Raw genomic sequence first — 23,885 nt, forward strand, 5'->3', positions numbered from 1 at the left:
CGCCGTCATCACCCTGGTGCCCATTGTCCTGGTCTATTTTCTGTTCCAGCGCCGCCTCATCGCCGGCATGACTGCAGGCGCCGTGAAATGACGCGGTGATTCGCTCGCCCGAGCCGCCAGCCCCGCGCGGACGCGCTCCACTTCTGGCCCGGTGACGCGGAGCGGCGCATAGCCCAGGCTGTCGAAGACGAGGGAGACATCGCTGTGCTCGCTGCCCCAGGCAGGGTGAAGGCTGGTCACGCTGCCGGCGAAACTCTGGCGGTCCCCGCTGTCGAGATAGGTCTCGGCGGGCAGGCCCTCAGCCAGCACGACATCGTGCTGGGCGAGTTCGATATGGAGGTAGGTCACCTGCGCAACCTTGTCCTGGCGGATGCTGGCGCCGTTGATAAGATGCTTGATCGGAATGAGCACCCCTTCGGCATAGACCGCGTGATCGGGGGAGAGCCAGAGTGGGCGCACGGGCAGGCCAGGGCCGAAGGCCCCTGCCGCTACCCGGACGGGCCAGACCTTGGCCGGGTCGGGATGGCCTGTGCAATCCACATGGCGCGCACCGCGCCAGATGATGGGGCAATCGTCGCCGGCCACGGTGCGCACGCTATCTCCTGCGCGCAGATCTTCCACCGCCACGTCCCCCGCCGCCGTCATGATGCGCGTGCCCTGTGCGAAGCAGGCCAAGGAAATGAGCGTGCCGGCCCCCCCGGCTGCCTCCGACAGCAGGAAGTCAGCGCTTGCATAGTCACCGGCAAAGGACAGGCTCGCCGAATCGCCGTTTTCAACCACGGTCAGCGAGCCGTCGGCGAAGCTGGCAGAACCTGCGCTTGTATAGGTGAGGCCCGAGAGAAGAATGCTGTCGCCTGCCGTGAAGCCTGAGATGACAGCGACAGAGGCGGTGTTGCCGCCGAGCACAAGCGTCGCGCTATCGCCGGCAAAGTCGAGACTGTTGACCGCGCTGCCGCCGGCACTGATGATCAGCGTGCCGCCGGAGGAGATGGTGGTATCCAGCGCCGAGCCATAGTCCTGCACAACCTGCGTGCCGCCGCTCAGAATGGTGGTGTGGCCCGCAATGCCAGCCTGGGTCACAACCTGGCTGCCGCCGGAAATCATTGTATCGCGGGCGATGCCGTTATTGCTGATAAGCTGGTAGCCGATGTCGATAATGGTGTCTGAGGTAAATCCGCCATAGCTCACCAGCTGCTCACCACCATTGATGACCGCTTCCTCGGACTGGCCACCATAGCTCACCACCTCGGTGCCGCCCGCAATATGGGTGAGAACCGCGGTGGCACCGGAGATGAGGATATCCGACCCGGCATGCACGACCGTGCCGGAGGCAAGGCCGCCATAGCTGACGACAAGCAGCCCGGACTCGATATTGGCAAAGATTGCGGTGCCGCCGGAACCCACCAGCGCCGTGCCGGCGGAGCCACCGGAACCTCCCGAACTGCCGGAGCCGCCCGAACTGCCAGACCCGGCCGCGCTGCCAAGGATGGTACCCCAGGCCAGGCCGCCTGCCAGAATGGATTGCACGCCGGCCGAGACATAGATGCCGCTCGCGACACCGCCGGAGAGAATAACTTCACTGCCCCCCTCCAGGATGCGGCCTGAAAGGGTCTCGCCTTCCACGGTGAGAATGCCGCCCTCGATATGGGTATCGCTGATGGTGGTGGAGGCGAGCACAAAGCCCTGCGTGCCGCTCTCAACCGCCAGACCGCTAAGGCCGCCGCCCGAGACACTGACCGCGAAACCCGCGGCGCCCGACGTCTCAAGCACTATGCCGGAGGAGATGACCGATCCGGCACCGGTGATGCCTGACTCGCTGCCACCGAACAGAATAAGCGCGCCGCCTTCCTCCACCGTGATGGCAGAGGCCAGCGCGCCCGCGGAGATGATGGCATAGCCGCCAGCGGCGATGGTGCCGCTCTCCGTCACGCCACCGCCTTCGACCTCGAGCAAGCCACCGCTTGCGACGGTGCCGCCCGTGAAGAGGCCGGTGCTGACCAGCACAGCACCACCGGCGCGGATCAGCCCGCCCGCTTCCGTGCCGCCGAGAATGACCTCGGCGCCGCCCGCGCTGATCTGGCTTGCTGAAGCCAAGCCCTGAGCCATGATGGTTTCCAAACCGCCGGAGAGCACGATCGTTTGGTCCGCCGTGCCGCCGCTGGCGACAATGGCGCCGCCGCCGGTGCTCAGCACCGCGGCCTCACTCTCCCCGCCGCGAGAGAGAAGGAGATAGCCGCCGCTTGAAACCTGGCTGGCGCTGGCATGGCCGCCCGAGAGCACCGCCTGCACCGCGCCTGAGACCAGGCTGGCGCTGACAGCGGTGCCGCCGGCATGGACGGATTGGCGAGCGGTGACGAGGGTTTCCTGCTCGCTCCGCCCGAAAACCTGTTCCTGCGCATTGCCCGAAAGGATATTGCCCTGGGCATCCCCGAAAATGATCACGGAACCGCCGCTGAGCGTTGAATCGCTGAGCGTGCCGCCGCTCAAAATGAAGCCGGTATCGCCCGCGACGAGACTTGCACCCGAGAGCGTATTGCCCTCGGCTGTCACGCTGCTGCCGGAGACCTCAACAACGCCGGTAGAGATGACAGACCCCCCGGAGAGCACGGTGCCACTGGCTACCCCATCGGCCAGGAGGAGCGTGCCCCCAGAGGAAACCGTGGTGGCAAGCGCCGTGCCGCCGCTGGAGATGATCTCATAACCGCCGGCGCTCAACACGCTCCCCGAGGCGGTGCCGCCGGCATCCACCAGCAGCGCGCCGCCGCTGCTGACCGTGGCGCCGAGGCTGGTGCCCCCCGAAGAGACCAGCTCTGTGCCGCCGTTGGCCACCGTTGTTGCGGTCGTGCGGCCGCCGGTTTCAATGATCTGCCAACCGCCCGCCGAGAGCAGGGCGCCCTCGGCGCTGCCGCCGCTGGACACGAGTTCGCTGCCGCCGCTTTCGACGCGACCGCCCTGCGCGAGGCCACCCGATAGAATGACGGCATAGCCGCCATCCAGCACACTCTCTTCCAGCACGCCGGAGACGGTCGCGACCGCAACGCTGCTGAGGGTGAAGGAGACCGCGGTCCCACCTTGATCCACCAGCAGCGTGTCGCTCTGGCTGAGGGCTGAGCCACCGCTGACGATGGCGCCGCCGCCACTGACCACCTCATGCGTAATGGGGCGGAGCAGCAGCGTCCCATCCGCGACATCAAACATCACGGTATAGCTCAGGAAGAGATTGTAGCCGGGGTTATCGCGGTCGGTGTCCGATGTCTTGGTGCCCAGAACCTCCGTCTTACCACTCAAATACAGGGCGCCGCTGGAGGTCGTATAGGAGAGGACCGTGCTGGAACTGCCGCCAGAGGAGACGGAGGACAGCGTATACCCAATCCCGTCCAGCACGCCGGTGGCCCAGCCGGGCAGGCTGATATCGCCGGTTGTATAGATATTATTGCTGAGGCCACCATCGGTATCGACAACCAGACCGATATCGAAGCTGATCGTCTCTGACCCGCTGGTCAGCGTCACCACCGTATCGCTTGCCTGCGCCTTGCCATAGCTTGACCAGGCCGTGGTCCCATCTGGATTGGGCAAGGTGCCGGAGGAGGTCATGGTCAGCGTAATGGTGTCGGGATCGGCCTTCCACGCGGCGATGGTGGCGCCCGACAGGCCGACGATCACCGCCCCCGGGGTGGCATCGCTTTGCGGCGCCTCGACAATGAAGCCGGCTTCCAGGCCGGAGGAGACCGGAATCTGGGCGAGGACCGTGCCGAGGGTCGAGGTGCCGTACAGGCCGGCGCCGAAATCACCGAAAGTGCCGTTGGAGAGGGTTGGCGTGCCGAGAATCGACAGCGCCCAATTCTGATAGTCCTGTGCTGCAGTCACGCCATTGCCATAGACGGCGACATTGGTGATTTGGGCGACATTGACCTTGGTTGCAGTGGCAAGGGTGGCGCCGGTGACATCGGACAAAGTGACCGACGTCGTCACTGTATTGTAATAAAATGTTGGTTCCTGCGCGAAGGTGAAGACAGAGCTGCCTTCCGTATCCGTCTCCGAAGTGCCAGGCCACCAGCTGCCATAGGTCGCGAAGAGATTGGGGGCGCCGGTATCGAAACTATAGGGTTCAGCCGGACCGCCATTCAGCGAGACATAAATCTCCAGCTGATTGGCCGGTGAATTGTAATAGATCGGAACAATCAGGCCCTGCGATCCGTCAGACACCGCGTCTTCCCCTTGCCGATAGAGTTCCAGAGCCACTTATCGTTAAATGATCGGAATAATATGCTCGTTCGCATCCATAACGTCTGGCGCCTGATCCGGCAATCGACCTTGGGGCGCAATAAAACCAGTGAAGCTGCCCCGCCGGCTCAGACTGAGCGACCCGGTGTGCGATGCCTCGACCTTGAGCCATAACCGGCGGCGGCGTCTCAACGACACAAGCGTGGCGCAGAACGAAGCAATTGAGGCTGACCTGGCGGCCGATGGCAAGGCGCCGATGACGCCGAAAGCCCGGCCGCCTCTGGAGAAGGAGACCAAGGTCAGCCGCGCCGACCCGGAGGCTGGCTATAAGATACGGGATGGCAAGCCGACGGGGTTTTCTGTCTCGATCACCGATACCTTTACGATCCGGCCAATATCCATGACCCCAACGTCTATCAGGCACGCCTGGACCGGCAGCGCCTTCAAGGGTGCGATGGCCGGACACCATCGTCACAACCGGCAGATGTTCTGTCACTTCAAACAGGATCACCGGCCGCCAGGCGAGCGTGGACTCTGTCTGCCGGGCGACGGCATCTCATTCACGCCGGGCTGGGCCGAAGGTGGGGGGGGCAGACGGCGCCCATCGCCGTCGGCGGCGCGACAGATCAAATCGATAACAAAACAGATCACGCAAATCCAGGCGCTGGTGATGTGTTCGATACAACTGCGTCGATGTTGTTACAAACATGATAGGACTCGCGCAGCGAAACGTCATGGGATACAGAGACATCTCGTAGGTAGAGGGCCGAATCGTGACAAAGCTTTTTGTTGAAAGCGGCGTTGTTTCATCTGGCAATGTGATTGGCTCAGCCGACACGATCACGGTGGAGGACGGTGGCGCCCTTATCTCCGCGACCATCCTTGGTAGCGAGTATGTGCTTGGCCTGGATGAGAGCAGCACGATCTCCTTCGGGGGGGAGCAGATCGTCTTCGCGGGCGGAACGGCAAACAATACCGTCGTCGCTTCAGCGGGCACAGCTTCTATCAGCAGCGGTGGTGTGGCGAGCGGCGTGATGATCACCTCCGGTGGTTCTGAATTCATCTATTCCGGCGGCGCGATCACGGGTGCAACCATTTCAGCTGGCGGCTTGCTGCAGGCCGCGGACGATACGAGCCTTCAGCATTTCACCGTCGAAGGTGGTGGCCTTCTCATCTTGAGCGATCCGCGGAATGCCGGCGGAACGGTAGCAGAGGGTGGGTTTGTCCTTGCCGTCGAGTCGGGCAGCAGCAATATTTCCGGCAGTGTGATCAGCCGCGGAGTCGCGGTCTTGTCAGCCGTGGGGTCCAATGGCTGGGTCGAAACGACATCCGGCTCCAGCCTGTCTGCCCTGACCCTGTCCTCCAGCGACGAGCAGGTCTTTGTGCTGCGCGGTGGGGATCTGACCAGCGACCTGCTGACATCGGGCGTCAGCGTGACCGTCTTTGACAGCGGCAAGACAGAAAGTCTCACGCTCTCCACCGATGCTGTGCTGACTGTTTCTGCCGGCGGCACCAGCCTTTCCACCACAATTGGATTTGCGGGCACGGAAATCGTCGCCGAGCGCGGCTATGCAAGCCACACCACTGTCATCTCGGGCGGCTCTCTGGTGGTGATGAGCGGCGGAACGGCTGTCGATAGCCTTGTTTCCGGCGCGATTCTTGTCGTTCAGGGCAAGGAAAGCCATGGCACGCTCACGGATCATTCCTATGAATTCGTGTCCTCGGCGGGCACCGCCACCAGCGACACGATCTCGGACAATGCCCAGCAGATCGTCAGATCTGCGGGCACCACGCTGGACACGATGATCTCATCCGGCGGCATGGAACTGATCAGTTCCGCCGCGCTTGCCATCAGGACGACCCTGTCCGCGGGTGGAACGCTGTTCGTCTCTGCCTCCGGCGAGGCCGAGGATGTCACCGCCGATGGCGGCCTGGTGGCGGTATTGGATCAGGGCCTGGTCTCGGGCCTCACCCTGAGCGACGGCGCCTGGGCGGTGGCCAGTTCCGGTGCGACGATCGAGGCGCTGACGGTCAGCTCCGGTGGCGTCGTGGTCGCCCTGGGGGGCGCCAGTATCAGCGGCAAAGTCGATCATGGCGGCACTGTCATCGCCGTCGATGGCGCCACGACGGGTCTCTCCGGTTCGGGGACAATCCTGTCCAGTGGTCTTGTCGTCATCTCCGCATTGCCTGCCAGTGCCGGGGTCGCGGTCATTGCCGACTCGAGCAGTTTGGGGGCGCAGGAGCAAGGCTTCGTGCTGCAAGGGGGCGTCTTCAGCGGTATCGCCGCCTCCGGCGCGCAACTGCGCGTCTATTCCGGTGGCACGACGAGCAGTGTCACAATTGACAATGCCGTGGAGACGGTTTCCTCGGGTGGTTCCGCTCTTTCCGGGACCGTCACCGATGGCGGCGCCCTCTACGTCTTTTCCGGCGGCATGGCGTCCGCGCTCAGCATCGGCGACCAAGGTTTCGTCACTGTCGATGCCGCGGGCTCGGCCAGCCGGATCACGGTGCAGAGCGGCGGCAACCTTGTGGTGGACGGCGATATCACAAGCGGCATCGCGACTGTGCCTGGCCATGTCAGCAGCGTGACGGTGCTGGCTGGTGGCAATCTCGATATCGATTTCGGCGGTGTGGCCGCGGGCGTGACGGTCACGCCCGAGGGCAATGCCTATGTTTTCGGCACACTGACAGATGCCGATCTTGAAAGCGGCAGCTACGCCGTTGTCGAAAGCAGTACGCCCTCTGTCAATGCCTATACCAGCGCAGGCGGACTTCTGTCAGGAAGCCTGATCCAGGGCACCGTTCTGGTTGAGGGCGGCACGATGACGATCGCCGGAGAGATCACCGGCGACACCATTGGTCAGGGCGGTATCGTCCTGCTTGAAAGCGGCGCCATTCTGGGCAGCGGCGATATCGTCAGTTCGGGCGGCACGCTCATTCTTCTGTCCGGGGCGGCGGAAGCGGCAGCACCCATCCTCAGCGGCGGCACCGTTATATCCAGCAATGTCGTTATTCTGGCCGGTTCCAACACCATCAGCGCCTATAGCGGTACACAGGCCGATGGGCTCGTGGTCAGCAGCGGGGCATCCGCCTATGTGCTGGCCGGAGGCGTCATCAGCGGTGCGGTTATCGAGAATTACGGCAGCCTGGAGGTTGAATCGGGCGGCACCGCGCGGGACAGCGTCATCGAAGCGGGCGGCACGCTGATCGTCGATGCAGCGGCCACATTGACAGGCGATGTGACCTTCTCCGGTATCGAGGGGGCGCTCGATTTCGCCGCCTCGCCGACAAGCGCGGTGACCGTGAGTGGTTTTGCGCAGTCGGACCATCTGTTCTTTGACATGATCTCCGGCGGCAGCGCCAGCTACGCCTTGATCAACGGCCATACGCTGGTTGTCTCGGGCATTCTCTCGGGTGGCAGCATCGAGCAAACGGCGACAGTCGTTCTGGATGGAGACTCAAGCTATACAAGTAGCTTCGTCCTCTCGAGTACGAAAACAGGCGGGCTTGAGGTCTCCTACTCATCTTCATCAGACAGCGGCATAACATCCTCCGCCGGCAGCACGACCACCTATGACATCCCGCTCTATGTTCTGAATTTTGGTGACCAATACAAGATTGGTATCGAGCTGAGCCTGGATGGCGGTGCTACCTATAAGATGTATGAATTCGACACCGGCGGCACCGGCCTTTACGCCGTCTATAATCCGACCTGGTGGTCGTCCTATACCACGGTCAGCAACGACCCGTCGGTATTCTACTATACAAGCGGCAATACCTATACGGCGCAGACCGTATCGACCACGATCACCTTCCAGACCAGTTCTGGCAGTGACGTGGGTGTCAGCTCCAATGTCGGGCTGATCAGCTCCGCCGATGATCCGAGCGGGAAAGGTTTTACGCCCACGAGCTGGAACAGCGACACGACCGGCATCGTCACCAGCGCGCCGCTGCAAGACTATTTCTACGGCGATTTTGGTGTCGGGCTCAGCTCCGCCGAAAGCGGCATCGACAATATTCTGTCTCAGTTTCCCTCAAGCGCCAGCAACGGATTCGCTGTCACCGTCGGTAATGAATCAACCGATGGTGCAGGCGGTATTGGCTCACTGCAGGTTGGGCTGACAGCCGATGACATTGCAAGCTATACCACGATCATCGCCATGCAAGGCGCGAACGGGCTCGATACCTTCGCCGGCTCCGGCGAAACGAGCTACCAGGAATTGCTGGCCGAAGGCATGCTGATCGTCAACTCCTATCTCAGCGGCACTTTAGAGGTTCCAACCGACTACGTTTTTGATACGGGTGCAGCGACAACTGAAATCCATAGCGGTACCGTCGTCAATTCATCCGTTATATCCTCGGTCAATAACGCATCTCGTCTGACTCTCTCCGCCGCCAGCATTACTGTGAATGGAACGATCACCTCCGGCTGGGCCTTGGAGGAGAGCGCTGGCACGGCTTCGATCTCCGACGGCAATGCGATTGGCAATACGGTCGGCTACGTCAATACCGGCCTCAACGCCTTCTGGGGTGTCAGTGTCATGTTCGATCTCGCCGATGGCGTGATCGGTTTCAAGGTTATCGCCTGTTTCGCGGAAGGCACCCGCATCCGCTCGCCCGCGGGCGAGCGCGCCGTAGAAACGCTCGTTGCCGGCGATCTTGTGATAACAGTTGATGGCACCACAAAGCCCGTGCAATGGGTCGGCTATCGTGCTGTCGATTGCAGCAGCCATCCAGCCCCCGCCAGCATTATGCCCATTCGGGTTGCAGCCCATGCCTTCGGCCCAGGCCAGCCGGCGCGCGATCTCTATCTGTCGCCCGATCATGCGCTATTCCTGGAAGGCGTGCTCATCCCGGTGAAATACCTCATCAACGGAGACAGCATCGTTCAGGTGGCTCGTCCGCATGTTACCTATTATCATGTGGAGCTTGGCGAGCATGACGTGATCTTTGCTGAAAACCTGCCCGCCGAAACCTATCTTGAAACCGGACAGCGTGCGGCCTTCGCCAATGGCGGCACGGTTATCCAGGTCCATCCGCGCTTTGCGCCGGCGGAATCTGATGCCCAGCTGCTCTGGGCAGCACTTGGCTATGCACCGCTCGTCATCGCGGGCCCGGAGATAGACCGGGTGCGGGCGCAGCTTGAACGCCGTACCGCCGCTGGAAACAACGACATCAGCCGGTTCAAAACGTCTGCAGCGACCTGCTAGACCGCGTCAGCCCTGGTGACACGGTCAGCGATCGTTTTCCCGAAGGGAGGTGAGGTCTTGACCGGCGTTCCGGCACCGTCCGGCACCTTATAACGCCTGATGGGACGCTGGAAGATCTTATGCGTGGGCATAGTCTTCCAGCAGCAGGCTGAGAGCGACGATGCGGCGGGCTAGGCCCGGTCCCTCAGCCGATATCGATGGCGGGCGCGTCGGCGTCCAGGCCTTCCTGGTCGTTGACGATATGGACGGCGGTGATGGTGCCGGCTTCCGGCGCCGTATGCGGCACCTCCATTTTCATCACTTCCATGATGAAGAGGGTGTCGCCTTCCGCCACCACATCCCCCGGTGCGACCAGCACCTTCCATATATTGCCCGCCGTCTGGGTGCGCACTTCGGTTGCCATGTCTCTTTCCTCAGCCGGTGATGGAGGCGTCGCTGCAAATGCTGCCGAGCTGGCGGGCCATGGCCTGCGCCTCAGCCACGCTGATTGATTTGAAACGGTAGATCTCGCCCGGCTTGGACTGGGCAAGTTTCCAGAAGGCGGCCTGCGGCACGGTATAGGGGTTGATGAAGCCACCCATGGACGGCCCGTCATTGACCAGGATGATGGGCGTCTGCCCGGCGAGGTTAATCGCGCCCAGCGGATAGCCCTGGTCGATGATATTGGAGGGGAGGGAGCCGTGTTCCGGCGCCTTGGTGATGGCCTTCTCCGTAAAGCTCCAGTCCGGCCCATCGAGCCGGAAGCCGGTCCGGTCGGACTTGCCGGAGAGCTTCCAGTCGGTCGACAGGAACCGCTCATGCCCGGCGCCATCGATCCAGTCATCATTCGGGCCGGGCACGACCTCGATCTCCCATCGCCTTGCGGTCGCAATCACCGGCCGGGCGCCGGTCAGAACCGCGCGGCCGGGCCGGGCGTTCGCCGTGGGGGTGCCGAGTGGCACGGTCTGCCCGGCCTTGAGCGCGTGGCCACCGACACCGCCGATGCCTGCCTTATGGAAGGTCGCCATGGAGCCGAGCCAGGGCTCCACCGCAATGCCGCCCGCGAAGGCGATATAGGCGCGCGTACCGAGCTTGGCGAAGGCCATGCTGAGCACCTGACCCGGTGCCGCGCGCTGGCTTTGCCACAGCGGCACCGGCACGCCGTCCAGGCTCGCCTGCATATCTGCGCCGGTCACGGCGAAGACCGTCTCCTGCGCGAAGCTCAGCGTTGGGCCCATATACTGGCATTCAAGCGCGGCCGCGCCGGGCGCATTGCCCACAAGAAGATTGGCGAGGCGGAAGGACCAGCTATCCATCGGCCCCGAGGGCGGAAAACCCTGGTTCCAGAAGCCGTAGCGGCCCGGCCAGTCCTGCACCGAGGTTTCGAGACCCGGCTTGATGACGGTGAAACTCATGACCCCCTCCCGGCGCCGAGCGATGCGGTCCAACTCTTGTAGAGGGCGACGGAGAATTTCCCGTAGCCCACCATGTTGTATTGATAGGTGCCGTCCGCCACTTCGCGCTCGATCGCCTCGAACTCCGCGACCGTGCAGGGCACGAAGCGCACCCGGTCCCCGGGACGGAACAGGCAGATCGATCCCTCAAAGGCGCTGAAGCGCTGGGTACGATCCCAGATCGGCACCGGCGTGCGCGCGAAAATCTGATACCCGCCGGGCAGCGCCTCGGGGTAGATCGCGGTCGATGCGCCGCCGAGGCCGATGGCGCCACCGGGCGTCCAGGTGCGCGGCGGGTTGTATTTGGGGGCCGTCATCTTGGCGCGCGGGTCGAGCGCCATCATGAAGGGCAGGCCCGGCCAGAAGCCCAAGGAAGCCACCCAGTATTCCGTGCCGGAATGGACGCGCACGAAGTCGTCCACGTCGCGCAGCCCGTTCAGCTCCACCATCAGTTCCGGGTCCGGCGTTTTGGGCGCGATCTTGGCGATGTAATCCTCGACGCAGGCACGCGTCCAAGGATCGAGATAGACGGCTGGCAGATACCAAAGGCGGCTGTCGAGTTCGAGCGCATCCGAAGGGCCGAGGCCGGCGACCAGCCGGCCCAGTTCCACTACCAGATCGTCGAAGCCGATCAGCTCGGGCTCGTAATGCACCAGCATGGAGGCGAAGCAGGGTGCGGTCTCAATCACGCCCGTGATGCGTGCCTCGGCAATGGCGGCGGCCAGGCCCTGGGCCATGAAATTCAGCTCGAGATTCATCTCATTGCCGAATTCGACGAGGATGTAGCGGTCTCCGCCGGGCAGGTAGCGTGGCTCTGGGTAGATCATGCCGCGGTCTCTCCGGTTTGGGGCGGGAAGAGCGTCGCCCGGTGGGTGTCGATGAAGCCGGTCAGCGTCTCACCGGACTGGAAGGCGGCATGCGCCATCAGGCGGCGGAGAAAATCGCGATTGGTGACAATGCCGTCGATGATCAATCCGTCGAGCGCCGCGGTCATGGCGGCGATCGCCTCGGCTCGCGTTTCGGCATGGACGATGATCTTGGCGAGAAGGCTATCATAAAACGCGGTCACGGTATCGCCCTCGCGTACGCCGGCATCAATGCGCAAGAAGGGGGCGGCGGGAAAGGCGAGGCGCGTGATGCGGCCCGGCGAGGGCAGGAACATCTTGTCGGGGTTCTCGGCGCAGAGGCGGCATTCGATGGCGTGTCCGCGCGCGGCGACGCCGGGGCGCAGATCGTCCATCGCGTCACCGCGGGCAAGGCGGAGCTGGGCGGCGACGAGATCGACGCCGGTGATCATCTCCGTCACCGGATGCTCGACCTGAATGCGCGTGTTCATCTCCAGGAAGTAGAAGGCGCCGGTTTCGTCATCCACCACAAATTCGATTGTGCCGGCCGAGCGATAGCCCACGCGCGCGGCCAAAGCCTGGGCCGCGGCGCACATGGCGGCGCGCGTCTCGGCTGAGATGCCCGGCGAGGGGCTTTCCTCAACGATTTTCTGAAAGCGCCGCTGGATGGAGCATTCGCGCTCGAACAGATGGATCGCCGTGCCATCACCGAAGCCGAAGACCTGCACCTCGACATGGCGGGCGGCAGCGACGTAGCGCTCCAGATAGGCGGTGCCGTCGCCGAAGGCGCGCGCCGCCATGGATTGCAGCGCTTCGACTGCGGCCGTCAGATCGCCAGGCTTCGGCACCAGGCGCATGCCAATGCCGCCGCCACCGGCCACGGCCTTGACCAGAAGCGGGAAACCGACGGCTGCCGCCATCGCGTCAAGCCCGTCCAGCGCACCAGGCGCGATGCGGCGGCTGGCGGGCAGAACCGGCACGCCGGCGGCCTCAGCCGCCTCCCGCGCCCGGGCCTTGTCTCCCATCAGCGCAATCTGGTCCGGTGCGGGACCGACAAAGGTCAGACCCGCCGCTTCCGCTGCCGCCGCGAATGCCGCGTTCTCCGCCAGGAACCCATAGCCGGGATGCACCGCATCCGCGCCCGTCTGCTTCGCGGCGGCCAGGATCGCCTCGACCGACAGATAGCTCTGCGCCGGGCGGGACGGGCCTATCGCGACTGTCTCACCGGCCAGGGAGACATGCAGTGCAGTGGCATCGGCCTCGGAATGGACAGCGACGGTCGCGATGCCGAGGCTGTCCGCCGCGCGGATGATGCGGGCTGCGATTTCGCCGCGGTTGGCGATCAGCAGTTTGCGCATCACGCCACCCTAATCGCGGCGCGCACGGCGCGCGCGATCTCGACCGCATTGGGCGTATCGGAATGGACGCAGATGGTCTCAGCGCCGACGCGGATATCGCGGCCGCCCACCGACCGGGTGAGGCCTTCGCGGATGGCGCGGATACAGCCGGCGGCGGCCTGCCCAGGGTCCACCGCGTCATGCACCTGGGTAATGATCAGTCGTCCGTCATCATCATAGTCCAGATCGGCGTAATACTCGGCGAGGAACGGAATGCCGCGGGCTGGATAGACGGTTTCGTGCAGCGTACCGAGCATCCCGAAAAGCGGCACCTTGAAGACGTCGGCGGCATCGCAGACGGCGTCGGCAATATGCTCCAGCCGTCCGGCCATGCCGAAGAGCGAGCCATGCGGCTTGATATGGTTCAGCTCCATGCCCTCCGCTTGCAGAAAACCCTTCAGCGCGCCGATTTGGTAGATGAGGCAATTGGCCATTTCCTCGCGCTTCATCGCCATCTCGCGACGGCCGAAACCCTGCCGGTCCGGCAGGGACGGATGGGCGCCGACTTTCACCCCATGCTGCTTCGCGAGCCTGACGGTGGCGCGCATATGGTTGAAGTCGGAGGCATGGAAGCCGCAGGCGACATTGGCGACATCGATCAGCGGCATCATCGCCGCATCATCGCCAAGCTTGTAGAGTCCGTAGGACTCTCCCATGTCGCAATTGAGCAGGCTCGGCATCACTATTCTCCCTCAGGCGAAGGCGGGAACGGGGGTGACCGCGGGGGCGAGAAAGGCTCGCGCCGACCGTTCCACCAGATCGGGTTGTAGGTCGCGGATGATGAAGACCAGGCGCGAGCGCCGATCAGCGTCCGGCCAGGCATCCAGATGCAGCGGCGGATGCATGATGTGCTGCACACCATTGATGAAAATCGGATGATCTGTGCCTGTCACCGCGAGCAGGCCTTTGACCCGCAACACGCGCTCGCCATGGGCATGGAGCAGCATGGTGAGCCAGATGCCAAGGCGTGCCCAGTCAATCGCGTGGTCGAAGACCAGGCAGAGGCTTTGCACCGCAGCCGCATGCGGCCGATCGGCGGTGAAGCGCGCGGCGGGCGGCCGTGTCCAGGCCAGCGCTTCTCGCTGCCGGGCGGCTTCTCCCACCGGTTCTGTGAGGAGGGACGCGATATCCAGATCAGGATCGGAGAGCGTGGCGATGTCGGCGCCCGGGTTGATGGCGGCAAGCCGCGGCAGCAGGGCCGCCACCGCATCGGGATCAGCGAGATCGGTCTTGCTGAGCAGGATACGGTCCGCGACCGCCACCTGCTTCGCGAATTCCGGCTGCGCGCGCCATTGCAGGCACGCGTTCACGGCATCGACCACGGTCACCACGCGACCGATACGCACGTGATGGCGAAGCGTCGGGTCGGTCACCACAGTCGAGAGGATCGGCACCGGATCGGCAAGGCCGGTGGCTTCCACGATGACGCGGCTGAAGGGTGGAATAGCACCGCTGTCCCGCCGGTCCAAAAGGTCGCGCAGCGCCTGGCCCAGATCGATGCGCATGCTGCAGCAGATGCAGCCGCTGCGCAGCAAAATCGTCTCCCCGTCGATATGGCGGAGAAGGTGATGATCGAGGCCGATCTCGCCCACTTCGTTGACAAGGACAGCACTGTCGCCGAATGCCGGCATATCCAGCATGCGCCGCAGCAGCGTTGTCTTGCCGCTGCCGAGGAAGCCGCTGATCAGATGCAGGGGCAGACGCTCAGCCATCCCGATCATCCTCGAGATGCGCGATCAAGCTCAGATCGAGCGGATCGCAGGCCTGGCCGCGCAGCCGCGCGGCCGCCTGCCAGAGATGGGGGATACTGTCCACGATCTCCTGCCGTCCGGTCCGCGTGGCCACCACATAGGCATGGGCCTGCCAGTCGCTGACAGTCAGGCCCAGTGGTGTCAGCACGCGGTGAAGGGCTGCGACGCGGGCTGTGCGCGCCCGGCGGCGTGCGGGCGTGTCTGCGGCTGCCGGCGCGGGTGCGCCGTCCGTCCAATGCGGTGCATTGCCGACGATGCCGCAGAGCCCGCACATGGTTCAGGCCTTGCGCGGGAAGCGGCGGGCGAAGTCATCCGCCATTTCGTCCATCGTGCAGAAGCGCACGCCCTCATGCCCCTTGATGTAGGCGAACAGCCGCTCCAGCATCAGCAGCACCTGCGGCCGGCCGGAGACGTCAGGATGAATGGTGATCGGGAAAACCGCATAGTCCATCTCGCGATAGACCCAGTCGAACTGGTCCCGCCACATCTGCTCAATATCGCGCGGATTAACGAAACCATGGCTGTTCGGTGCCTTCTTGATGAACATCATCGGTGGCAGATCATCAAGATACCAATTGGCCGGAATTTCGATGAGGCCGGTCTCCTGGCCACGCTTCAGCGGCTTCATCCAGCTTTCCGGCTGGGCGGAATAGTCGATGCGGGTCCACTCATCGCCCACCCGCACGTAATAGGGGTGGAAGTCGTTATGCATCAGGCTGTGGTCGTATTTGATGCCGCGCTCGATGAGCAACTCATTGGTGACGGGGCTGAACTCCCACCAGGGGGCGACATAGCCCGTGGGCGCGCGGCCCGCGAGCTTGCCGACGAGGTCGATGCTTTTGTCGAGCACCGCGCGTTCCTGCTCCCGCGTCATCGCGATCGGATTTTCATGGCTATAGCCATGAATGCCGATCTCGTGCCCGGCATCGGCCACGGCCTTCATCTGCTCGGGGAAGGTTTCGATCGAATGTCCGGGGATGAACCAGGTGGTCTTGACGCCCATGCGGTCGAACATCTTGAGCAGACGCGGGCTGCCGACCTCACCCGCGAAAAGACCGCGGCTGATGTCGTCCGGGCTGTCCTCGCCGCCATAGGAGCCGAGCCAGCCCGCCACCGCATCGACGTCGATACCGAAGCCGCAGAGAATGTCCTTCGCCATGATCTCATTCTTTCTCTTGTCTGGGTCGTGCCGCGTTCTGTTCGCTCATCGACGGTTTCTGGCGGTATTCAGTAGCGGCCGACGAGCAGGCCGCCATCTGCCACAATCACTTGACCGGTCACATAACGGGCAGCCTCGGACGCCAGGAAGAGAATGACATCCGCGATATCCTCGGGCTCGCCAAGGCGGCCCATGGGGATGAAGGCGGGGGCCTGCTCGGCGCCTGCGGCACCAAGCGAATGTTCCTCGGACAGAAGCTGTGCCGTGCGGATATAGCCGGGTGCCACGCCGTTGACGCGAATACCTTGGGAGGCGAGTTCCACCGCCATGGCGCGCACCAGACCGACCACGCCTGCCTTGGCGGCGGAGTAATGCACATGCTCGTCCCAGCCATAGGCAATGCCCATGATGGAGGAGAGTGCCACCATGCTGCCCGAGCCCTTCGCGCGCATGACGGGGACGGCCCGGCGAAAAACGCGCATGACGCCTTTGAGATCGATATCCAGCGTATGATCCCACAAGGCATCCGTCATCTTGTCCAGCGGCACGCGATGGGCGATGCCGGCATTGGCGATGACACTATCGACGCCGCCGTGCTTGTCTTCCGCCAGGGCGAACAGCGCATCGACCGCCGCGGTATCCTTCACGTCGAGATAATGAAAGCTGGCGCTGCCACCGGCCGCGCGAATGCTGGCGGCGACTGCCTCACCTTCGGTCGCAAGCACATCTGTCACCAGCACATGCGCGCCGGTGCGGCCGAAAGCCTGCGCCGTGGCCCGGCCGATGCCGATGCCACCGCCCGTGATCAGAACCGTCTTCGTCACAGCATCACATCTCCCGAATTGGGGCCGAGCGTTTGGCCGACATAGATTTGCGCGGCGGGCGAGGCGAGGAAGGCCACGGTCTCAGCTACGTCCTCCGGCTGGCCGAAGCGTCCGAGCGGCAGTTCCAAAGTCTTCTTGCGGCGCCACTCCTCCGACAGGGCCATGGAGAGATCGGTCGCGATCGGTCCCGGTGCCACCGCATTCACCCGCACGCCGCGCGCGCTGACCTCGCGGGCGAGGGATTTGGTGAGGCCGATGATGCCTGCCTTGGCGGCGGCATAGTGGCAGAGATCGATACCGCCAATCTGGCCGAGCTGGCTCGCCATATTGATGATGACGCCATCACCCGCTGCCAGCATCGGGCCGATCACCGCCCGCGTGCAAAGAAAGGTGCCGCGCAGATGGACCGCGATCATGCGGTCCCAGTCGGCGACGGAAAGGGTCTCGAACGGACTCTCCTGCACGAAGCCGGCATTATTGACCAGGAGCGTGCAATCACCGAAAGCTGCGTTGCAGGCCTCGGCCATGGCTTCAACCGCCTCAGCGTCACTGACATCGACCGTATGGGCCAGGGCGCTCTCTCCCAGTTCGGCGGCGAGGCGCGCGGCCCCCGTTCCGTCGCGGTCGGCGATCATCACCCGCGCACCGCTGGCCGCGAGTTTGCGGGCCACCGCACGGCCGATGCCGGAGCCGGCGCCAGTGACAATGGCAATATGCTGGTCGAGTGTGCGGGCCATCAGGCAATGTCCTCCTGGACGACGATCTTGCGGGCGCGGCGGACGCTCAGCCCCGTCGGCACAGCGTGGACACCAAGCGGCACCATGAAACCCTTCCTTACCAGAAGGCCGCCGAGCGTTTCAGCATCATCTCCCGGTGCTGGGCGGTCGATTTGGGCAGCAGTTCCCCGGTTTCCCAGTCAAGCAGGACGGCGTATTGGCGCACGGCGTCCATCACGTCGATCTCGCCTGCGCGAAAGCGCGCGGCGATTTCCTCGGGGTCGGCGGCGAGCCAGCCGTGCCGTGCCGCACGGATGCGGGCTCGTTCGACCTCGGTTGCGGCGGCGTCCACTTCATATTCGGCCAATTCCTCATCGACCACGCGGATCACCACACCGTAATCCTTGGCTGCGCGCGCGACGGAGACGTAACCGTCCGCCACATCCTCGCGCACCAGGATGGGATCGCGCAGCAGCGGGTCGCCATAGCCGCCGCCCCCGGCGGTCGGCCGGCTGAAATGGTCACCGGAATTGAGCTTCACATCCGAGAAGACGGCGCCGAGCCATTCGGGGTCTTCCCCCGCGCGGGTCAGGGTAAGGCCATGTGGGATGGAGGGTAGGCCGCCGGAAATGCCCCATACCACGGCGCGCTCGCGGTCGCAGATATAGGAGATGACGGTGCCTTCGGCTTCGCGCAGCAAGGCGCCCTTGCGCGCACCCACGCCGCCGCGCCATTGGCCGGGACCGGCGCTGTCCGTCAGGATCTGGAATTCCGTCGTCAGCATCGGGCTTGTCCGCTCCTGACCTTCAACGGGTTGCGACATCATGCCGCAGCCGAAGGACGAGGTGGTGACATTGCAGCCGTCGCGGCCATTGCGGCCGCCCCATCCGCCCGGCAGCCAGTCATAGAACATGAAGATCGGCTTCTCCGCCGTGCGCGTATCGCGGCCGCCGGTGAGAAGATATTCGTTGTTGAAAACGCAGGCGATGGCCCGCTCCGGCATGATCTTGGACCAGAGTTCATAGATCGCGCCCATGATCTTCTCGAAGGGCACGAGAAAGCCGGTGACCGCGACCGGCCAGCGTGCATTCACCACGGTATCTTCCGGCGCGATCACCTCGATCGGTCGATAGAAGCCGGAATTGAGAGGCAGATCGGGAAAGAAGGTTTTCATGCCGGCGACGACCGCGGAGAAGGTGGCGCCGAAGGCGGAGTTGTACAGGGTGCCGATGCAGGGATGGCTGCCGGTGAGGTCATAGATCACCCGATCCCCGGCGATGGTGAGCTTGACCTTGATCGGGATCATGCCCTCGCCGGTCGAGGGATCTTGATCGATGAAATCCTGCGTTTCCCAGGTACCGTCGGGCAGCGCGGAAAGCCGCTGCCGGAGCACGCGCTCGACAAAGGATTGCACATCGGCAAAGCCCGCCTGCACGGTCTCGCGGCCATATTTGCCGACGAGGCGGAGGATTTCGCGTTCGCAGGCGCGCGTCGCTTCGGCCTGGGACTGCATGTCGCCGATGATCGAGGCCGGGTCGCGGGTATTGCTCGCGATCAGATGCGCAACGTCGCGGCGGAAGACGCCCTTGTCCCAGAGGCGGACGGGTGTGATGCGCAAGCCTTCGCGAAACATGTCCGTCGCGCGCACGTCGAAGGAGCCGGGCACGCTGCCGCCGACATCGGACCAATGTCCGTTGGACTGGGCGAAGGCGATGGGCTTGCCGTCCGCGAAGATGGGCCGGATCAGGCGGACATCGGGGAAATGCGTGCCGCCGGCATAGGGGTCGTTGATGGCGAAGACGTCCCCCGGATGCATGTCATCACCGAAGAAACGGATCACGTCCTTGCAGGTCCAGTGCAGGGTGCCGACATGGACCGCGATATCGCCATTGCCCTGGGCAATGGAATCGCCGTTCGCGTCATTGAGGGCATTGGAGAAGTCACGATTATAGATGACGAAGGAATAGCAGGTGCGGATCATCTGCTCGGCCATCTGGTCGACGGCGGTGATGAAGGAGTTCTTCAGAACCTCGAAGGTTACGGGGTCCAGCGTCGGGCCGTTCGGTGTTTCGGTCATCAGACCTCGCCTCCCACACGCATGATGATATTTCTCCATCGATCAACCGTCATGGTTGCCCCCGGTGGCAGCACAGTGGTGGAATCAAGCTGGTCAATGATCGCCGGGCCTTGCATCGTGGTGCCGGTCGGCAGATCCGGCCGCCAATAGACCGGGGTGTCGTAGGGTGTACTGCCCCCGAAATAGACCGGACGCCGGCTTATCGGCGTGGGAGTCACGCCGGTCGGCTCGCTGCTCCTCAGCTCCACCTTCGGCACAAGGCCGATTGCCTTGAGATTGAGGCGGAACAGGGTGACGGGCGCATCGTCGCGGCGAAAATTGTATTCGCGCTCATGCTGTTCATGGAAGGCCTGCACCAGATCGGCGACGTCGGTAATCTCCGCCCCGACTGAAACCGCGAGAGACCGCCACTGTCCCTGATACATCATGTCGATGCTGCGTTGCATCAGCATGTCCGCTACAGCCACGCCCTCATGCAGCAGGCGCTCGGAGGCAGTGGCTTCCAGGGCCATGAAGCGCGCCTGCAAAGCGGCCGGCATCACCTCGCTCGCCGGCATCATGTAGCTTTCCGCAAGATCGTGCTGCAGATCGACGAGCAGACAACCGAGCGCCGAGGTGATGCCGGGGTTGGGTGGCACGATCACGACGGGAATAGACAGCTCGCGGGCCAGGGCGGCGCCATGCAGGGCGCCGGCGCCGCCGAAGGCGACGAGCGCGAATTCACGCGGGTCGTAGCCACGGCTGATTGAGATGAGCCTGACGGCATCGGCCATGTTCGCATTGGCGACATGGATGATGGCATCAGCCGCTTCGGGTACCGAGACGCCAAGCTTGTCGGCGACCCCCGTGCGCACCGCCTCTTCGGCCAGGCCAGGGTCAAGCCTGACGCTGCCGCCTGCCAGGCCGGAGCCGAGGCGGCCGAGCACCATATTCGCGTCGGTATTCGTCGGCACCCGATTGCCGCCACCGTAGCAGGCCGGTCCCGGTCGGGCCCCCGCCGATTGCGGCCCGTTCTTCAGAGCACCGTCCTCGATGCGGGCGAGGGAGCCGCCGCCAGCACCGATGGTCAGTACTTCGATGCTGGGAAAGCGGATCGGGTAGCCGAATTCGATGCCCCAATCCTTGGTGACCCGCGACTGTCCTTCATAGGCAAGCGAGACATCGCAACTCGTGCCACCCATATCGAGGCCGATGGCATTGGGAAAGCCGCAAAGTCCGGCGATGTGGCGGCTGGCAATGGCACCGGCGGCAATCCCGGAGCCTGCAAGGCGGCCGGCATAGTCGCGCACGGTGGCAGGCGTCATGACGCCGCCACCACTGTGCAGCAGCAGCAGATCGGAGGTGTAGCCGCCGTCGCGCAGGCGCTCGCTGAGGCTTTGCACGTAGCGCCCGACAACCGGGCTCAGAACGGCATTCACCACCGTGGTGGAGAAGCGCTCATGCTCAAAAATCTCTGGCAGCACGTCAGAGGAGATCGAAACCGGGACGCCCGGCAGTTCGCGCATCAGGATGTCCCGCATCGCGCGCTCATTGGCGCCGTTGACGAAGGCGTTCATGAAGCAGACCGCGACAGCCGCAACTCCCCGGCGGCGGAGGATACGCGCCAGATCCACCGCTTCTGTCTCATCCAGCGGGGTCACGATAACGCCGGCGGCGTCGATCCGCTCCGTCACCGGCAGGCGGTCGCGCCGCGGCACATAGGGCCGCGCGACGTCCTTATACGCGTCCCAAAGATCCTCCTTGTTCGCCCGGCGAATTTCGATGACATCGCGGAAGCCGCGCGTGCAGACCATGGCGATGCGCGGCAGCCGGCGCGTGATGAGCGCGTTGGTGGCGACGGTCGTGCCATGGGACAGCAAGGTCACGTCGCTGAGGGCAACGTCGGCGGCGGTCAGGCCCGTCATGAAGCCGTCGATGGGATCGGGTGTAGACGGTGTTTTCGCCACCCGCAGGATGCCGGTTGCCTCGTCTAGAACGCAGACATCCGTGAAGGTTCCGCCGATATCGATCGCGACGCGCAGGTTCCGCATCAGGGCTGATCCATTTTTATCATAAGATGCATCATGCGCAATTGCCTAGTACGTGGTCAAGAGTGGGTGGTGTCTAAACGCCTTTGAATCCATCTGCTTCATTCACGGGCAATGTTACAAAAAATGCTTAGATTTCGTACATTAGATGCATCATCTTTTGCCTCATTCGGGCATCCATCGCCGCTTGTGCGGCGCTGCGCCCCGTCGTAGGAAGCGCGCGCCATGGATAGTGATGCAATGAGCGCGCGCTTGGGAGACGACATCTATCGGCGCCTGTCCGATAGCCTTGTCCAGGGCGTCCTGCGTCCAGAAGAACGCCTCAAGATCCGGGCTATTGCCTTGCAGATGGGAACCAGCGTGACCCCCGTGCGCGACGCCGTGCTGCGCCTGGTTCAGGAGCGCGCACTCTATTTGCGCAGCCCGCGGGACATCCGGGTGCGCACCGTCGGGATGGACGAGTATCTGGAAGTGCGGGAGCTGCGCGTCGAACTGGAAGGGGCCGCCGCCGCCGCCGCCGCCGAGCGCGCAACCGAGGCCGATATCCGCCGGCTGGACCGGCTGGTTCGCGACAATGCCAGGGCCTTGCGGGCCGGTAACAAGGCGCTGACCACGGAACTCAATCAAAGGTTCCACTTTGAAATCGTCCGCATCGCGCAGATGCCCGTGCGGGCAGATATCCTGCGGCGGCTCTGGCTCAGTATGGGGCCCTGGATCAGCGAAAACTACGCCATGGCCTCGCCGCTCATGATCGACTTCCATTATGCCGCGGTGGAAGCCATTCGCGCAGGCGATCCGGCGGCCGCGCGGGCGGCGCTGCGCGACGATCTCGTCATCGGCGGCGGCGCCATCATGGAGAACTATCTCCGCGCCGAACGTGCCCGCACCGGCAGGCGGCCAAGTGGCACAACGATTGCACCGCTAACCCCTGTGAAGTGAGCCGGCCCCACGCCGGCTCTCCGTGTGAAAACAGGCAGGAGGGTTGGCGTGAGGACTAGAACCAAAATCTTGGGGGCGCTTGCGAGCGTCGTATCCGCGGCGATCGTGCTGGCGACCATGCCTGGCCAGGCGCGCGCAGCGGACAATGATATCATCGTCGGTTTCGCGGTTGCCCTGTCCGGTGGCATGAACGCCTATGACGGCGAAGCGACCAAGATGGCGCAGCTTTGGATCGACCAGACCAATGCCAAGGGCGGCTTGCTCGGCAAGCAGATCAAATCAGTCTATGCCGATACCAAAAGCGACCGTGTCGAAGGTGCCCGCGCCGGCCTGAAGGTTATCCAGCAAGGTGCTGTGCTGGTTTTTGCCACGGCGGATTACGATTACGGCGCACCAGCCGCCCTGCAGGCGCAGAAGGCCGGCAAGATTTCGGTCTTCCTCGGCGCCTCCGATCCCAAGGCCGGCGTGATCGGCGTAGGCAAGTTCTCGTTCAGCGCCGAAAAGGCTGCGCAGCTTGAAGGCGCAACGATGGCCGAATGGGGCTATGAGAAGATGGGCTATCGCAATGCCTATGTTCTTGACGATACCAACATCGAGTATGACAAATCGACCTGCGCTGGCTTCAACTGGGCCTTCCCGAAGGAAGGCGGTACCATTGTCGGCAGCGACAGCTTCAAGAACGACGATCCGTCGATCAGCTCGCAGGTGACACGAATCAGCAACGCGGTGCGTGACCACAAGGTCGATGTGCTGATGCTCTGCACCTACCAGCCCGGCGGCTCGAGCGCCGTTCGTCAGCTCCGCGACGGCGGCATCAATCTGCCGATCCTGAACGGCTCGTCCATGGATGGAACCTACTGGATCAACTCCGTCCCGAACCTTAAAGACTTCTATGTCCCGGTCCAGGCAGTGGTATCCGGCGATCCGCTGGCCACCGTGCAGAAATTGACGGAGGAATACGCCGCCAAATACGGCAAGCCGCCGACCACGCAATATGCCTATCCGATCTATGCCTGGCTGCAGCTCTGGGGCAAGGCGGTCACCGCGGCTGGCACCACGGATGCGGCACCCGTCGTTGCCATCATGCAGAAATACACCAATGAGCCGACCGCTCTGGGCCCGCGCAGCTTCACCCCGAAGATGCATATCCAGACCGACATCCCGCTCACCATCGTCGATATCGCGAATGGCAAGCAGACGGCCGTGACGCAGTGGCGGATCAAGGAACCGATCCCGGTTGCCGTGCTCTATCGTTTGAAGAAAGCCAGCTGACCGGGGATCGC

The 23,885-nt window shown here is 63.7% G+C and carries 16 protein-coding genes and 1 pseudogene; 4 read left to right on the forward strand and 13 right to left on the reverse strand.

The genetic code is table 11. From position 1 onward, the window contains the following. Positions 1–33: 33 nt before the first annotated feature. Positions 34–4,206 carry a Hint domain-containing protein gene (locus AC3G7M_RS05185; RefSeq protein WP_489214642.1) on the reverse strand — a complete coding sequence of 1,391 codons (4,173 nt, stop codon included), beginning with the start codon at positions 4,204–4,206 and terminating at the stop codon, positions 34–36. Positions 4,207–4,351: 145 nt separating this feature from the next. Between AC3G7M_RS05185 and AC3G7M_RS05190 the strand changes: the two are divergent. Then, positions 4,352–4,665: pseudogene (locus AC3G7M_RS05190) on the forward strand (IS5/IS1182 family transposase); the annotation flags it as partial. A gap of 332 nt (positions 4,666–4,997) precedes the next feature. Next, the gene (locus AC3G7M_RS05195; RefSeq protein WP_489214643.1) at positions 4,998–9,434 is read left to right on the forward strand and encodes a Hint domain-containing protein; all 4,437 of its coding nucleotides are present in this window, start codon (positions 4,998–5,000) and stop codon (positions 9,432–9,434) included. 184 nt (positions 9,435–9,618) lie between these two features. On the opposite strand, the gene AC3G7M_RS05200 is transcribed toward AC3G7M_RS05195, so the two are convergent. The 12 genes from AC3G7M_RS05200 to AC3G7M_RS05255 form a co-directional block, all read right to left on the reverse strand. Further along, the gene (locus AC3G7M_RS05200; protein ID WP_489214644.1) at positions 9,619–9,837 is read right to left on the reverse strand and encodes an acyl-CoA carboxylase biotin carboxyl carrier protein subunit; all 219 of its coding nucleotides are present in this window, start codon (positions 9,835–9,837) and stop codon (positions 9,619–9,621) included. A gap of 10 nt (positions 9,838–9,847) precedes the next feature. Then, the gene (locus AC3G7M_RS05205) at positions 9,848–10,828 is read right to left on the reverse strand and encodes a 5-oxoprolinase subunit C family protein (protein ID WP_489214645.1); all 981 of its coding nucleotides are present in this window, start codon (positions 10,826–10,828) and stop codon (positions 9,848–9,850) included. Next, positions 10,825–11,694 carry a 5-oxoprolinase subunit B family protein gene (locus tag AC3G7M_RS05210; RefSeq protein ID WP_489214646.1) on the reverse strand — a complete coding sequence of 290 codons (870 nt, stop codon included), beginning with the start codon at positions 11,692–11,694 and terminating at the stop codon, positions 10,825–10,827. The genes AC3G7M_RS05205 and AC3G7M_RS05210 overlap by 4 nt, the downstream gene beginning before the upstream one ends. Then, complete coding sequence (locus AC3G7M_RS05215) at positions 11,691–13,070, reverse strand: acetyl-CoA carboxylase biotin carboxylase subunit (protein ID WP_489214647.1); 1,380 nt, start codon at positions 13,068–13,070, stop codon at positions 11,691–11,693. The genes AC3G7M_RS05210 and AC3G7M_RS05215 overlap by 4 nt, the downstream gene beginning before the upstream one ends. Further along, positions 13,070–13,789 (reverse strand): 5-oxoprolinase subunit PxpA, encoded by a 720-nt coding sequence (pxpA, locus tag AC3G7M_RS05220; RefSeq protein ID WP_489214648.1) that lies wholly within the window; start codon positions 13,787–13,789, stop codon positions 13,070–13,072. Before pxpA ends, AC3G7M_RS05215 begins: the two co-directional genes overlap by 1 nt. A gap of 12 nt (positions 13,790–13,801) precedes the next feature. Next, on the reverse strand, positions 13,802–14,821 hold the full coding sequence (locus AC3G7M_RS05225; RefSeq protein WP_489214649.1) for a CobW family GTP-binding protein: 1,020 nt from the start codon (positions 14,819–14,821) through the stop codon (positions 13,802–13,804). After that, entirely contained in the window at positions 14,814–15,134 is a 321-nt protein-coding gene (locus tag AC3G7M_RS05230) for a hypothetical protein (RefSeq protein WP_489214650.1), read from the reverse strand. The genes AC3G7M_RS05225 and AC3G7M_RS05230 overlap by 8 nt, the downstream gene beginning before the upstream one ends. A 3-nt stretch (positions 15,135–15,137) precedes the next feature. Further along, positions 15,138–16,019 (reverse strand): polysaccharide deacetylase family protein, encoded by an 882-nt coding sequence (locus tag AC3G7M_RS05235; protein ID WP_489214651.1) that lies wholly within the window; start codon positions 16,017–16,019, stop codon positions 15,138–15,140. A gap of 68 nt (positions 16,020–16,087) precedes the next feature. Further along, positions 16,088–16,843: an SDR family NAD(P)-dependent oxidoreductase gene (locus tag AC3G7M_RS05240; protein WP_489214652.1), complete on the reverse strand. Its 756-nt coding sequence runs from the start codon at positions 16,841–16,843 to the stop codon at positions 16,088–16,090. After that, positions 16,840–17,580, reverse strand: a complete 741-nt coding sequence (locus tag AC3G7M_RS05245) for an SDR family NAD(P)-dependent oxidoreductase (protein WP_489214653.1) — start codon at positions 17,578–17,580, stop codon at positions 16,840–16,842. The genes AC3G7M_RS05240 and AC3G7M_RS05245 overlap by 4 nt, the downstream gene beginning before the upstream one ends. 97 nt (positions 17,581–17,677) lie before the next feature. Further along, positions 17,678–19,636 carry a hydantoinase B/oxoprolinase family protein gene (locus AC3G7M_RS05250; protein ID WP_489214654.1) on the reverse strand — a complete coding sequence of 653 codons (1,959 nt, stop codon included), beginning with the start codon at positions 19,634–19,636 and terminating at the stop codon, positions 17,678–17,680. After that, complete coding sequence (locus AC3G7M_RS05255) at positions 19,636–21,666, reverse strand: hydantoinase/oxoprolinase family protein (RefSeq protein WP_489214655.1); 2,031 nt, start codon at positions 21,664–21,666, stop codon at positions 19,636–19,638. The genes AC3G7M_RS05250 and AC3G7M_RS05255 overlap by 1 nt, the downstream gene beginning before the upstream one ends. 222 nt (positions 21,667–21,888) lie before the next feature. Between AC3G7M_RS05255 and AC3G7M_RS05260 the strand changes: the two genes are divergently transcribed. Together AC3G7M_RS05260 and AC3G7M_RS05265 are read left to right on the forward strand one after the other, a co-directional pair. After that, positions 21,889–22,602 (forward strand): GntR family transcriptional regulator, encoded by a 714-nt coding sequence (locus AC3G7M_RS05260; RefSeq protein WP_489214656.1) that lies wholly within the window; start codon positions 21,889–21,891, stop codon positions 22,600–22,602. Between the two features lie 24 nt (positions 22,603–22,626). Beyond that, complete coding sequence (locus tag AC3G7M_RS05265; protein ID WP_489214657.1) at positions 22,627–23,874, forward strand: ABC transporter substrate-binding protein; 1,248 nt, start codon at positions 22,627–22,629, stop codon at positions 23,872–23,874. The last annotated feature ends 11 nt before the right edge of the window (positions 23,875–23,885 follow it).

Source organism: Acidisoma sibiricum, assembly GCF_057837225.1.

What these genes read in the sequence shown, in the direction of transcription:
- AC3G7M_RS05200 (WP_489214644.1), bottom strand. Translation starts at nt 9,837, where the DNA reads ATGGCAACCGAAGTGCGCACCCAGACGGCGGGCAATATATGGAAGGTG.
- AC3G7M_RS05205 (WP_489214645.1), bottom strand. Translation starts at nt 10,828, where the DNA reads ATGAGTTTCACCGTCATCAAGCCGGGTCTCGAAACCTCGGTGCAGGAC.
- AC3G7M_RS05210 (WP_489214646.1), bottom strand. Translation starts at nt 11,694, where the DNA reads ATGATCTACCCAGAGCCACGCTACCTGCCCGGCGGAGACCGCTACATC.
- AC3G7M_RS05215 (WP_489214647.1), bottom strand. Translation starts at nt 13,070, where the DNA reads ATGCGCAAACTGCTGATCGCCAACCGCGGCGAAATCGCAGCCCGCATC.
- pxpA (WP_489214648.1), bottom strand. Translation starts at nt 13,789, where the DNA reads ATGCCGAGCCTGCTCAATTGCGACATGGGAGAGTCCTACGGACTCTAC.
- AC3G7M_RS05225 (WP_489214649.1), bottom strand. Translation starts at nt 14,821, where the DNA reads ATGGCTGAGCGTCTGCCCCTGCATCTGATCAGCGGCTTCCTCGGCAGC.
- AC3G7M_RS05230 (WP_489214650.1), bottom strand. Translation starts at nt 15,134, where the DNA reads ATGTGCGGGCTCTGCGGCATCGTCGGCAATGCACCGCATTGGACGGAC.
- AC3G7M_RS05235 (WP_489214651.1), bottom strand. Translation starts at nt 16,019, where the DNA reads ATGGCGAAGGACATTCTCTGCGGCTTCGGTATCGACGTCGATGCGGTG.
- AC3G7M_RS05245 (WP_489214653.1), bottom strand. Translation starts at nt 17,580, where the DNA reads ATGGCCCGCACACTCGACCAGCATATTGCCATTGTCACTGGCGCCGGC.
- AC3G7M_RS05250 (WP_489214654.1), bottom strand. Translation starts at nt 19,636, where the DNA reads ATGACCGAAACACCGAACGGCCCGACGCTGGACCCCGTAACCTTCGAG.
- AC3G7M_RS05255 (WP_489214655.1), bottom strand. Translation starts at nt 21,666, where the DNA reads ATGCGGAACCTGCGCGTCGCGATCGATATCGGCGGAACCTTCACGGAT.
- AC3G7M_RS05260 (WP_489214656.1), top strand. Translation starts at nt 21,889, where the DNA reads ATGGATAGTGATGCAATGAGCGCGCGCTTGGGAGACGACATCTATCGG.